This is a genomic window from Tumidithrix helvetica PCC 7403 (genome assembly GCF_965232925.1).
GTDB lineage: Bacteria > Cyanobacteriota > Cyanobacteriia > Pseudanabaenales > Pseudanabaenaceae > Tumidithrix > Tumidithrix helvetica.
Map to the genome: position 1 here is coordinate 258745 of NZ_CBDDRA010000001.1, position 13782 is coordinate 272526.

Annotated in this window: 10 protein-coding genes; 9 read left to right on the top strand and 1 reads right to left on the bottom strand. The window is 44.5% G+C overall.

Annotation, left to right across the window (positions count from 1 at the left end):
* Nucleotides 1-75: 75 nt before the first annotated feature.
* Entirely contained in the window at nt 76-390 is a 315-nt protein-coding gene (locus ACP2WE_RS01080; RefSeq protein ID WP_425213756.1) for a hypothetical protein, read from the bottom strand.
* Between ACP2WE_RS01080 and ACP2WE_RS01085 the strand changes: the two genes are divergently transcribed.
* From ACP2WE_RS01085 to ACP2WE_RS01125, 9 genes are all read left to right on the top strand, one after another.
* Nucleotides 372-2297, top strand: coding sequence for an eCIS core domain-containing protein (locus tag ACP2WE_RS01085; protein WP_425213757.1), 1926 nt, complete (start codon nt 372-374; stop codon nt 2295-2297). The genes ACP2WE_RS01080 and ACP2WE_RS01085 overlap by 19 nt on opposite strands.
* 196 nt (nt 2298-2493) lie before the next feature.
* Nucleotides 2494-3093, top strand: a complete 600-nt coding sequence (locus tag ACP2WE_RS01090; protein WP_425213758.1) for a Uma2 family endonuclease — start codon at nt 2494-2496, stop codon at nt 3091-3093.
* 426 nt (nt 3094-3519) lie between these two features.
* On the top strand, nt 3520-8007 hold the full coding sequence (locus ACP2WE_RS01095) for an eCIS core domain-containing protein (RefSeq protein ID WP_425213759.1): 4488 nt from the start codon (nt 3520-3522) through the stop codon (nt 8005-8007).
* A gap of 131 nt (nt 8008-8138) precedes the next feature.
* Nucleotides 8139-8618 carry a type III secretion system chaperone family protein gene (locus ACP2WE_RS01100; RefSeq protein ID WP_425213760.1) on the top strand — a complete coding sequence of 160 codons (480 nt, stop codon included), beginning with the start codon at nt 8139-8141 and terminating at the stop codon, nt 8616-8618.
* Nucleotides 8619-8909: 291 nt separating this feature from the next.
* Nucleotides 8910-10649 carry a hypothetical protein gene (locus tag ACP2WE_RS01105; RefSeq protein ID WP_425213761.1) on the top strand — a complete coding sequence of 580 codons (1740 nt, stop codon included), beginning with the start codon at nt 8910-8912 and terminating at the stop codon, nt 10647-10649.
* 68 nt (nt 10650-10717) lie between these two features.
* The gene (locus ACP2WE_RS01110) at nt 10718-11185 is read left to right on the top strand and encodes a type III secretion system chaperone (RefSeq protein WP_425213762.1); all 468 of its coding nucleotides are present in this window, start codon (nt 10718-10720) and stop codon (nt 11183-11185) included.
* Nucleotides 11186-11288: 103 nt separating this feature from the next.
* Entirely contained in the window at nt 11289-12260 is a 972-nt protein-coding gene (locus ACP2WE_RS01115; protein WP_425213763.1) for a peptidoglycan recognition protein family protein, read from the top strand.
* Nucleotides 12253-12396, top strand: a complete 144-nt coding sequence (locus tag ACP2WE_RS01120; protein ID WP_425213764.1) for a hypothetical protein — start codon at nt 12253-12255, stop codon at nt 12394-12396. The genes ACP2WE_RS01115 and ACP2WE_RS01120 overlap by 8 nt, the downstream gene beginning before the upstream one ends.
* A 54-nt stretch (nt 12397-12450) precedes the next feature.
* Complete coding sequence (locus ACP2WE_RS01125; RefSeq protein ID WP_425213765.1) at nt 12451-13746, top strand: dihydrolipoamide acetyltransferase family protein; 1296 nt, start codon at nt 12451-12453, stop codon at nt 13744-13746.
* The last annotated feature ends 36 nt before the right edge of the window (nt 13747-13782 follow it).

The following is a 13782-nucleotide window of genomic DNA, read 5'->3' on the forward strand; positions in this document are numbered from 1 at the left end:
TTAATGCGATCGCAACAAGGATGGAGAAGTTTGCGATTAGATACAATGATCGCATCTCAGCAGTTTTTTTAGCATCTACCGATAGCGATCGCTAGTTTCCCAATAGCCGCGATCGTTAACTTCTAGCATCCGAATTTGCTGGTAGGTTACTTGGCGAAGCGATCGCCGATCTTGTAGGTTGAGTAAAAGGATGAACCCCAACTTCACCCAAGACTTTCTGTAAGCTCGTGACGCGATCGCGCAGCAAGCCCAATGAACTTTTACGAAAAAGGTTTGCTCTAAAAAGTTTGCTAGCGCTAAAATGCAAAGTAGGCTAGTGCTTTCAGATTGCCATTGCTTAACTTTGTTGTGTAGTTTTGGAGATAAAACCCGTGGGACGATATCGTACATCTGCCAAAAAAAAGGCTCGCCAAGATCGAGAAAGCCAGCCGTCCTTCACAGTTAACACGCTACAGACGCGCCCCTTTACCCCAGTTCAAGCGCCGCAAGTCCAACCTCAGGCAGAAGATCGAACGGCAGAGTTGGGGCATCGATTAGAGAATATTTCCTTTCAGCCGCGCCCGCAGGTGGATATCATGGCAAGAAAGTGGGAGGGCATCAGAGCAGCTTATCAGGCAAAACAGGTACAGGCTAAGTTAGCGATCGGAGCGGTTGGTGACAAGTACGAGCAAGAAGCCGACCAAGTAGCATCTCAAGTCGTGCAAACCATTAATACCCCCGAACAAGTTCAGCGCGAGGACGAAGAACAAGTCCAGACCAAACCTCTTGAATCCATCCAACGCGACGAAGCACCAGAGGAGGAGGACGAAGAATTACAAATGAAACCATTGCTTCAACGGCGGGAGGCAATGGCTGGCGGGGATGCTTCAGAGGAGTTGGAAAGCTCGATTCACCAGGCAAAGGGTAGCGGTCAGTCTCTCGATCCCAATCTGCAAGAAAAGATGGGTCAGGCGATGGGAGCAGATTTTAGTAGCGTAAAAGTGCATACAGATTCGCAGTCTGACCAATTAAATCAATCGATACAGGCGAAAGCGTTTACGACGGGACAAGATATTTTCTTTCGGCAGGGAGCTTATGACCCAAGTAGTAAAGGTGGACAGGAGTTGATCGCCCATGAGTTGACCCATGTGGTGCAGCAGAGTTCGCATCAGTTACCAAAGCAAGATCATGAAGTTATGGCAAAAGCTCACACAGTTAACTCAATACAGCGCAAGGCATTCATTGGGCAAAATTATGAAAAACCCGATAACCCGCAAGAAGGAAAACAACGAGAACTTATCAATGACAAAATTGTTCGTCGGTTTAAGGATCGGCAGGAATTTGAAGAATTTGCGAATGATCCAACGAGCGTAGAAGGAATTGGTAAGTTGTCCGATGGGACATGGGTGCGCCTCCCAAAAGGGCTGCTGGTATTAGGCGAGAGTCACAGTAGTACGAAAGTTCCCGATATCATTAATAGCACAAACATCACGAAATTTCGGTATGAAGGGATCGTCAATCACGATGAACAGGAAGGCGATGACAACAATGAGAACGCAACCAACATTGATGAGGAAGATTTAAAGAAAGTTTTAGACGACCAAAGGATAGGAAGAAACCAATTCAAGCACCATGCAGAGAGTGCGTATGTACGATATGCACGCGGACTAGCCGACATCTTAGAGATTGTAAAGGCGCAGAAGAAGTACAAAAATAGTCCAATTGAGCCCAACAAATATACCAAGAGCGGACATCTGATCAAGCCTGACTCCCAATCCGCATTGCAAGCAGCGAACCTCCCAGCCCGACTAATCAAAGCGTTTAAACAGGCATTAAGGTACTGCAAGACCAGTTCAAATGAGGGGCTAAAAAAATTTGGCAAGCTGCACAATGAAAATATAACGGCTACCATGGAACAAATCAAGAATGGTAATACCCTGGACGATATTAGCGACACGCCTATAGGTGAGAATCTGGAAGAGCTCACAAAATTGTATGAGGAGGCAGCGAAGGAGGAAACAGGCCTTACGACTAAGTGGAAGTACTGGGCATGGAAAAGTAAGTTGAAACTAATGGGCGAAGAAAAAGTCACAATCGGCAAGCGCGCGAAATTCAATGACTATTATAGGGATAAATCGATGTATGACACTATTCTAGAGGCGGAAAAAGCGGGAGATCGCATCTTTGCCTGTGGGAATGCTCATCGTCTAAAATTAAAACCGCTACTAAAGAAGAAAGGCATCGAAACAGACCGAGATGACGATTTCATTGAAAAAGAGAAAGCGAAGAACAAAAAAGCGACTGAAACCGATATATAGTCCTCGCACTTGCCGCAAATCGAACGATGCTAAAGCAAGCTCAGGTCTCTACCATTTTGCGCAGGCAAGGGCATCCGCCTAATTTTTGATGGCGCTACTCCTATATTTCACTTTCCAAAATAATTGAGCTGCTCTGGTTGTTAGGCGATCGCCTATAATACGAGTCAGATAGCTCAAATACTTTTGAGGTTAGTTTGTGCTTCAAGTAGATCTAAAAAACCTGCCTACCAGCAACGAACTCATCGGTTCAGACGATACCCCCGTGGATAACGAAGACCAGAACTTCATACCGAATGTGTTGCTGTTTTTGCTGGAACACATCTGGGAAAATCGCGACGACTGGTATTTCGCTTTGGGTATGGGTGTCTATCACACCACAGGGTTAAATCCCAAAGTCCCCGTTGTGCCAGATGTTTTTTTGAGTTTGGGCGTGGAACGTCGCAAAGGTGGAGAATCGCGTACGAGCTATGTAGTTTGGGAAGAACAGGAACTGGTTCCCATATTTGCATTGGAAGTGGTATCCCAAACCTCAGGCGGAGAGTATGAAGAAAAATTAGCGATTTATCGCAAACTAAGTGTGACGTATTATGCGATCTACAATCCCAGATTTTGGCAGCGCGACGGACATCTACCCTTGGGAATCTATAAACTAGTGGAAGGAGTCTATCAGTTACAGATTGGTGAACCGTTTTGGATGCCAGAAATTGACTTAGGGATTGGTCGCTGTGTATTGCCAAACGATCGCCTTAAGCGCAAAGTAATGATACAGCCCAACTTCACCCAAGCCTTCCTTTAAGCTCGTAACGCGATCGCGCCGCAAGCCCCATAAACTTTTACGAAAAGGTTTGCTCAAAAAAGATTGCTAGCGCTAAAATGCAAGGTAGGCTAGTGCTTTCTGATTGCCATTGCTTAGTTTTGTCGTGTAGTTTTGGAGATAAAACCCGTGGGACGATATCGTACATCTGCAAAAAAACAGGCTCCCCAAGTTCAAGAAAGTCAGCCAATCTCCACAGGCACCCCATTACAAATGCGACCCTTTGCCCCACCTCAAGAGTCGCAAGCCCAACCTCAGGCAGAAGATCGAACGGCAGAGTTGGGGCATCGATTAGAAAATATTTCCTTTCAGCCACGCCCAGAGGTAGATATCATGGCAAGAAAGTGGGAGGGCATCAGAGCTGCTTATCAGGCAAAACAAGTTCAGGCTAAGCTAGCGATCGGGGCTGTGGGCGATAAGTACGAGCAAGAAGCCGACCAAGTAGCATCGCAAGTCGTCCAAACCATTAATACTTCTGAAAACGTTCAGCGCGAGGACAAAGAACAAGTCCAGACCAAACCTCTTGAATCCATCCAACGCGATGAAGCGCCAGAAGAGGAGGATGAAGAATTACAAATGAAACCCCTCTCTGAATCTATCCAACGCGATGAAGTACCAGAAGAGGAGGATGAAGAATTACAAATGAAACCCCTCTCTGAATCTATCCAACGCGATGAAGCACCAGAAGAGGAGGACGAAGAATTACAAATGAAACCCCTCTCTGAATCTATCCAACGCGATGAAGCACCAGAAGAGGAGGACGAAGAATTACAAATGAAACCCCTCTCTGAATCTATCCAACGCAATGAAGCGCCAGAAGAGGAGGATGAAGAATTACAAATGAAACCCCTCTCTGAATCTATCCAACGCGATGAAGCATCAGAGGAGGAGGACGAAGAACTACAAATGAAACCAGCGCTCCAGCGGCGGGGGACAGTTGGTGGGGATGCCTCTGAGGAGTTGGAAAGCTCGATTCAGCAGGCAAAGGGTAGCGGTCAGCCTTTAGATCCCAATCTGCAAGAAAAGATGGGTCAGGCGATGGGAGCAGATTTTAGTAGCGTTAAGGTACATACAGATTCGCAATCTGACCAATTAAATCAATCAATTCAAGCGAAAGCCTTTACGACAGGGCAAGATGTGTTCTTTAGGCAGGGATCTTATAATCCCTCAAGTACTGATGGGCAGGAATTAATTGCACATGAATTGACGCATGTGGTGCAACAGCGATCGGCAGATTCAAGAACCACCTTAAAACGCAAACAAACGGCTAACAATACTGGATTACCCGATCAAGTCAAAACAGGGGTTGAGAATTTGTCTGGTATAGGAATGGATGATGTAAAAGTACATTACAACTCCTCAAAACCAGCTCAAATACAGGCGTTAGCTTATACGCAAGGAACAGATATTTATGTAGGAGCAGGTGAGGAAAAGCATCTGGCTCATGAAGCATGGCACGTTGTCCAACAGAAGCAGGGTCGGGTAAAATCGCCCCTACAAGCCAAAGGAGCGCCAATCAATAGCGACCCTCAGTTGGAAAAAGAAGCAGATGAAATGGGAGATCGGGCAAGTCGTAGTAGTGGTAAGCAATTGGTGCAAGAGGTAGCCCATCAAACTATCTCGGCTAAGAATAATGCAAATATGCCAATTCAACGCACTTATGCGGCACTAAGCCCAATGGCAAAGGCAAGAGTCGATCAACAAAGCGAAGAAAAATATGCCTCCAAGACGCAGGAGTTTGAATTTAAAATGGCTCCTAAAATCATGAAGGATGCAAAAGTAAATGCTGTTGTTGATGTACTACTTGCTCGTGTAAAGCAAATCGTTGACGCTTGGGCAAAAGCGACAGGGCGAGATCAAGCAAAGACGTATGAGCGGGAGTTTGCTTGGAAAGGCGGAGATGAATACTATGGCGCATTCGAGATGACTGCCGGAAACATCCAAGAGGTGTTTTCCGATAAATCGCAACCCATGCGAACAAAACTCAAGTTAGTATACAATGCTGTTCGCAACAACAATCTTTCAAAGTGGTTGAAACTTGCTGCGATCGAATTAGATCGTCAAGCAAAAAAGAAAACCCCCAGAAATTGGAAAATCAAGACAGCCACACAAAATGTGGTGAACGAGAAAGACGATAAAACTGGAAAAATCAAAAGTTTTGTCAAAGGTGGAATCGAAAAGGAAGTTGTAAAAACAGGGTTTGCCAAGAACTCTGGCTTAAAAGATTGGATGACTACTAAACAGATTTCTGAGTCCGCGCAAATTGCAGAGAGCGAAAAAGAGACTACCGGTAGCCGTTCAAAGCGTGATGTATTTGGACACGATCGCTTTAGTAACGTGATGGGATGGAAAGCCGAAACCCATAAAGCCAACAAAGAGCGCCAAGGTTCTGCTAGTAGGGGGCTATCTTTGACCGAACAACGTACACTTAGCGTGGGAGATGTGCCAGACCTAACCAAAGCCGAACTTGAATTACTCTACAAGCGTAAAGGAAAAGCCAAACCAGATCAGAAAGAACTAGACAAATTTAAGAAAGATCCTAATACCAAAATTGAATGGGGGCAGGGTGGTGAGTTTTACAAAATTAATCTTGGCTCAGATAGTTCAAAAGCTGCATCGGACGTGAAAGCTCGCATGGAAGCTGGTATTTCTGGCTCCACAGATTTGATGTTACATGCAGTTCAAAACCTAGGGCTTAGTGGTGAAGATGACATGAAAGGCATGCGATTAGCCCTTGCTGGCTGGATGCTGGCAAATCGCGACCACAGTTTCTACGAAGTCTATAAAGCAGCAGAAAGCTATGGTGTAGCTTTTGAAATCGACAAGAACAATCCTGGGAAAGAATACGAGTCTGCTAACAATCTGTCTCCGATGAAACCGAGTGATTTTGCGGATACACTTCCAGAAAACCAATTCCCAAGCTATTTCCTATCTACCACTTATAAAGACATTCTTTCTGGGGGACTAACTGAAGCGGCTAAAGACCAAGATAGTTTCAAGCAAGCACTTCGCGCTCAGGGTTTATCTGACACGCTGTTGAATGGACTTGATGAGCGCTCTACTGCGGAATTAGCTCGTTTAAGTGAGATTGTAGCACAACAAACGATCGATACGGACGATCGCATGGCGAAGAAACAACAATCAATACGCCGTATTAGGCAGCATAATGCTTTTATCTTTTTAGGTAATACTTTAGGAGGAGATGAAGTTGAAGCGATCTTAACCGTTTTGTTGAAAAAGCATCATGCTTACAAAGGACTAACTCCAGACGACAACAAAATGAATGTTTTGAGTGATGTTGGTATTCCGGGCTTAACTTTAAGTATGCTTCCGCCTAAAGGAATCGATGATCTGTTTAAAGTTCGGGAAGCCATTATGAATGCTCGATTTAATTCAACTACAAATAGTTTTGTAACTGCTGATATTCGTGCTGAATTGGGTCGTCTAATTGGTGTTATTACTCCTAAACAATTAGATGACATTCAATCTATTTTATGGCAGACATACCACGGAAGCATTTTTGGTGGAGACAAAAAACTACAAGCTGATGAGACTCGTACGTTAGCCTCTGATGCAAGTACACGAGACAAAGCATTAGAGACTTTAGCTGATGCAAATATTCCTCGTGCATATATAGAAGGCTTACCCAATGACGTTCTTTATGATTTACTAAAGTTAAAGCAAAAAGTCCAATCAGCAGCATTCGATAAAACGGGTTCACCAACAGCAGGCGTAACAAACCAACAAGAATTTGGGAAATTAAAGACTGCATTTTCTGCCCTATTGAAACCTCTTGCTCAAAAAGGCGAACTAATTTTGGCGGCATTGGTGAAAACTTATCATACTGCCTCCGTCCTAGATGAGCAGCAGGGATACTTAGCTGATTTCGCAGATATGATGAAATCCCGAGTCGATCGCGAACGAACTGGTAAAGATCGAAAACTTGACACCAATCAATTAAGTAACCTGCAAACTCCAAAATCCAAGGAAATTGGTGGAAAGGAAAAATCAATACTTGCAACTCAATATTGGAGCAACCTGAATGCAAAAAGTCGCCTACAAACCAATAAAAAACAATTACTTGATGGCCACTTAAAAAAGCTTATAGCCCAAAATCGTCAGCAAGCTTGTGATTTGTTTCTTAAATATTCGAAGGATGTGCTAAAAAATTCCGAAGAAATTCTACTACAGCAGGTTGAGGCTTTGAAGATCTCTACCCCAGAGGAATTGCATTCATATCTAAGTGATGTAGACGAACAATATTTGCTTGAAACCTTACCTCCAGATATCAAGAAAAACATTGATGAGTTATCAGGCTTAGATCCAAAAGAACTTGGAGCCATCTTTAAGTACACTACTGCTGAGTATGTACCTATTGTTTCAGCGGCTAACAGCTTAAGTACAAAAGACTTTGCTGAGAAAGATGTTGCAGATCCCAACGCTCGAAAATGGGGAAATGAAGGCGGTACTGGAGCTATGTCTACCCTCAAATATACTAATCCGATGATGAAAGCATTAATATCGGGTTTAGATAAAATGAGTCCCTACAATGGCAAGGTGTATCGGGGAGAGGACTCAAACAATAAGCTCAAAGAAAAAACTGATTTAGAAAGACAGCAATATGCTCAACAGCGTTTTCCTATTGGTAAGGTAGATTTTAGAGCGTATCCATTAAGCACATCCACTACTGAGGACGCACCCAAAAAAGCACCGGGAGGCGATAAATTTGACATTTTCTATGAAATTTCAGGAGTTAAAACAGGTAAATCGATTGAGTTACTTTCAAACAGCCCAGATGAGAAAGAGGTATTGTTTGCACCAGGAGCTAGGTTTATTGTGACTAACATTGCTTACAAAAATGGTGGTGAGGTATGGGTATATATGACTGAATCGTAGTAGTTCCAGCTTGCCGCGAACTGGCGATCGCCAAACCAGTAAATTTGTAAATAAAAATCATGCCAAAAATCAGATAAGATTATAACTCACTTCAGCTTTTTTTTGATTATCTTGATAAAGAACAGCTTCCAATGATAAAGATTTTAGATTTAGTTCAAGAATATTTTATAGAAAAAGACTGGCCAGTAGATCGACATGAAGATCTGCCAATTTTGCGTTTTGAATATGAGGGAGAAAATGGAAGTTGGTTTTGTTATGCCAGAGTGCGCGAGGAAGCGAATCAATTCATTTTTCTATCGACATTGACAGAAAAAGTGCCAGAGGAAAAGCGTCTAGCTATTGCTGAATATTTGACTAGAGCTAACTTTGGCTTGAATATTGGCAACTTTGAAATGGATTTTGACGATGGAGAGGTACGCTATAAAACCAGTATTGATGTAACCCAGGATCGATTAACCTTGGGGTTAATCGATCCTTTGATCCAAGCTAGTTTTGTTGTCATGGATGACTATTTACCTGGTTTTAAATCTATCCTGAAAGGTGAAATAACTCCCAAAGAGGCTATTCAGCAAGTTCAGGATGAACAAGATGAGTACGATCTCCTTCTATAAGGAGATCGTACTCATCAATCATTCTTTCCCGAGCAATTATTAACCCGATAACTTTAGGCATTTATGGCGATACTGTTGTTTCAAGGGGTACTACTATAAATGCCAAGTTAATATAGGTTTTAGAAGCACAACCAGTTATTCGTCACTTAGTCATTCCGCGATCTCGCAATAGGAATAAATTCCTCTCAAACGTTTACCCAAAAAAGGCTTGATAGATCTAAAATATATATAATTCGTGGCTTTGAATGTGCCCTGTCAGACTATGTAGTTTAGCTTTGGACAAAATATTCTATGGGTCGGTACTATACATCTGATGGGAAAAAGCCCGTTCAACAAGTTCAGCACAATCAGCCAGTCGTTACGGGCAGTCCATTGCAGATGCGACCCTTTGCCCCACCCCAAGAGTCTCAAGCTCAATCTTTAGAAGCACCCAACGATCGGACGAAAGAGCTAGGGCATCGTCTAGAGAACATTTCTTTTGCTCCCCGCCCAGAGGTGGATATCATGGCAAGAAAGTGGGAGGGTATCAAAGCGGCTTATCAGGCAAAAATTCAGGCAAAACTAGCAATCGGAGCCGAGCCAGAGGTAGCGCGATCGCCAGAGCAGCCAGAGCAGCCAGAGCAGCCAGAGCAAACAGAGCAAGCAATACAGAGAAGTTCTGCGCCTGACTCAGGGAACATTCCGATCGATCGTGGCGCGATCGCTGACACTTCCATTCAGCGATTGATGAGTGCCGAGGATTTCAAAAAGGCAACCAGCGTTAAATTTCACAGAAGGAATAGAATTGCCAAAATAGATGAAATTCTTGAAACCATTGAAAAAAGTGGAGCAGATCGCATCCTGCTTTCCGAACTACTCGATGCTATTGATGGCTGGTTAAAAGTTGCAGACGAAGAAAGCGATCGCAGAGAAGGCGTGAACAAATTGCGACAGGAAGCGACTGCGGAAATTGAGAAGATCGGTGCTCCCCCCAGTGAAGATATGGACTCTGCGCCTAAAACAAGGCAAAGAAGCAATGCTTTTTCGGCAAAAGTAACAGGTGCTGGCAAGGAATATGGCAGTGACTTTAGCGATTTTGACAGCAAGCAGTTCCGTATATCAGGTCGAGCCCCCAAGCGTACGATTGAAGAGGTGAAACGCAGGCAAATGGAAGATGGCAAGGTGATGTATTTTGCGATGGGACTGGTTACAGGCTTTAACGATAAGGCTCCGATGATTGCCCCCTATCCAGAACCGATCTCTTTGGGGGATTGGTATCCCAAAGTCACGCATATCAACGGAATGGCTGTGGCTCCTAAATCGGGACTTTTGAGTGCTGCTGCTTTACAAGAGTCTGTGAATCAGGCTCTTGACGCTCAGGATGATATGGCAGTCGGACAAAGTGCGATCGACGTGCTTTACACCTACAGCGCTCAGAGGGGCAATCCACTGGTCGATGTGTGGGATTGTCTCAAGGGTAAAGTCGAAGTCAGGGATGAAGCCACAGAAAAGCAGGAAGAAATTATGCTGGATGCAGTTCATCGCCAAGAAAGAGTTACCGTATCCGCCCATAGTCGTGGCACGATCAAAACAGACAATGCGGTCAGAAATGTCCATGAAAAATTAATTCCAGAATTTCTACCTGAAGTTAAGCAAAATAGATGGCAGGAAGTACTTGAATATTGGCAAGCAAACGATCCAGGAATTGGTCTCGATCCTGAAGTTCTGGCTGAAATCAGTCTAAAAGGATTTGCGGCGGAAGCGGCTAAAAAAGCCATGAATAAATATATACAGCTGATCTATGCTGGCAATGCCGTGCAGCATCCATCCGCACTTGTCGATATCAACATGTATGTTGGTGGCTTAGATGTCGTCAGTATGTTTGTTGGAACCTATAGCGAAACAGGACGAAAAATTGATGCGGCGATCGGTACTGGCGGAACTGAGGGTTCTAAATTGCATAGTGTCGGTAAAGGCAAAGGACATGGTTTTGTGGATAATTATGTACCTGCGGTTGGTAGCGCAATCGCTAACGATATTCAGCAACGCTAGCGATCGCACCGTTCTTCAATTTCCAAGGATTGAATCGCCACAAAGTAAGTTTAGTAAATTTAAGCAAAATGTCCTTAAAAAACGATCTAGATATAGCGCTAACTGAACTGAGCGAATCATCAAATTTACCGAAAATCCTCTTAAGCGAATCAGGCTGGTGTCGCCTTTCCATACCCATACCAGCTTCCATTATGGACTCAAAGGATGGGGAACTAAGTCTAGAAATTCAACTTTCGCCAACAGGCAGCTTCTTTTCTTTGTCAACCCCCATTGCGATAATTCCAGCTTCTCCCGATCCTGCGTTTTTAGAAGCTCTTTTTCACCGTCAGCTTTATGCCAATCAAGTTTGTGGCGCTAGCTTTGCCCTCGTTCCTCAAAATGAAAATAATATTTTAGTCGTTATCTATCATTGGGTTCTAGATTCCATCACGGCAAAACAGTTTAAACAGCTTTATCAGCGGTTTCTTGTAGCAGTATTCACACTAAGTCAAGAAGTCAGTAGTATGATAGAGGCTTATCCAAAACATAACGAATAAGGGAGAAAATTAAGAATATTTTTTCAAGTTCTTTGGTATGGCGTAGCAATTTCGTACCCAAATTTACAGCAAGCGATCGCCTAGGAATTTCAAAATGGTAAGTATGAAATCAAAGATATTCGTCGCGATCGCTTGTTTTTTATCTGTAATTTTTTTGATCGTTCTGGTCGAGCCAGCACGAACCTATTCTGTCGCAGATGCTGACTTTGTCATCCAAAATCGAGCTAACACAGATTTTTCTGCCACTTCAGGCTACCTCAATCAGTTTGCCCCCAAGCCTGGTTGTGTTGTACAGCCACCTATCAATCCACCCAATCCTTCTCTGCCTGCGGCGCTAACTTCTACCCCGATCGCGTTGGCTCGGTTTCGCCAAGAACCTCGTATAGCCAGATCTACAGCGAAAACCCCAGCCACAACAGTATCTGCGAGAGCTTCTAAGCTATCCGCTACATCCCTTGCAACGAGCAAAAAGCCCAACGATGCGCCAAAAGAGATAATTGCTTTAGCCGATCCGAGCAATTATGGCGATCGCTATCTTAAGGATCTATCGGGCAAGCCGCTCAACCAAGCTCCGATCGTTGTGCTGCATGAAACCGTAGGTTCGGCCAGTAGTGTCATCAACTTTTTCCAGACGTTCCATGCCGATGAAGATGAGCAAGCCAGCTATCACACCTTAATTTCGCAAGATGGAACGATTGTCTATTTTGTGCCTCCTGACAAGCGAGCGTTTGGTGCTGGTGAATCGGTGTTTCGCAGTGCGCGAGGCGAAGAAACGGTGCAGACCAATCCCCGTTTATCTAGTTCTGTAAATAACTTTGCCTATCACATTTCTCTAGAGACGCCATGGGATGGCATGCACGATGGAGATACCCACAGTGGTTATACCAGCGCACAATATCGATCTTTGGCTTGGCTCGTCGCTAAAACTTCAGTCGCACCCGATCGCATCACCACCCACAGAGCTGTAGATCGTTCGGGTTCGCGCATCGATCCCAGAAGTTTTGACTTTCAAGTATTTCAGAAATTACTCAGCAAGTACCCTAAAACCAAAGAGATCGCGATCGGGTGTGGTTAGGTCGATCGTCAATCATGCTTATAGTCTGAATGCTTTTCCTAAAAAGAGTTTCTACCGATCGCACCTACGGCTTAAAGCGGCGGGACGCATCCTGCAAGGAATCGCTGAAATCTCGCCAAAACAAGCTAAGATTTAGGTTGGCTTATGCCCGCCAGTCCTTGATTCTGTCAGTATTTTTATCAATGTCATTATGATTTACGAAATCTTCATGCCTGCTTTAAGTTCCACCATGACTGAGGGCAAGATCACCTCATGGGTCAAGTCTCCTGGCGATAAAGTTGAAAAAGGCGAGACGGTGGTGATTGTGGAATCTGACAAGGCTGACATGGATGTAGAAAGCTTCTATGAAGGCTATTTAGGTGCAATCGTCGTCCCATCGGGTGAAAGTGCGCCTGTAGGTATGGCGATCGCCTATGTTGCTGAGACCAAAGAAGAAATAGCCGAAGCTGAAAAGAAAGTAACCAGTGCAGGCACTACCAGCACACCTGCGCCCGCACCCGTAGCCAAGCCTCCTGAAGTCGTGTCAATTCCTGATGTTGTTACGTCAACGCCCAAAGCCCCAACTGCATCGCCATCCCGTCTGATTGCCTCGCCCAGAGCCAAGCGCATCGCCAAAGATAAGGGCATTGACCTCAGTACAATTGTCGGTACTGGACCAAATGGTCGTGTTACAGCCGCCGATGTTGAGGCTTATCTTACACCTGCAAGCACCCCAGCCAGTACGCCTAGCACTCCTACAAGCGCCCCAGCCGCACAGCCAACCGTTCAAAAACCGTTGTCAACTCCAGCAAAAACACCTGTGTCTCCCTCTTTGGGTTCCGTACAGCCACTCACGACTTTCCAAAATGCCGTCGTGCGCAATATGAATGTCAGTCTGGGCATACCAACATTCCATGTGGGTTATACGATTACAACCACTGCTCTCGATCTGCTTTACAAACAGATCAAATCTAAGGGTGTGACCATGACCGCATTGCTGGCAAAAGCCGTCGCTATGACTTTACAAAAGCATCCTTTAATTAATGCCTCATTTACCGAGCAAGGGATTGCTTACAAAAGTGATATCAATATTGCCGTAGCGGTGGCTATGGATGACGGTGGCTTGATTACACCTGTTTTAGCTAAAGCCGATCAAACCGATATCTATACCTTGTCACGCAACTGGAAATCTTTGGTCGAACGGGCAAGAACGAAGCAGCTTCAACCTGATGAGTACAGTACAGGTACGTTCACAATCTCTAACTTGGGCACTTTTGGGGTCGATCGCTTTGATGCGATCTTGCCACCAGGAACAGGTGCAATTTTAGCGGTGGGAACTTCCCAGCCCCAAGTCGTGGCAACTGCGGATGGTGCGATCGCCGTGCGTAGCCAAATGCAGGTAAATATGACCAGCGATCACCGAGTAATCTATGGCGCTCATGCAGCTCAGTTTTTAAAGGATCTAGCGAAGCTGATTGAAACCAATGCACAATCTTTAACGCTGTAATTGCCCTCAGTTATCAAAATTCATTGTGAGATACAA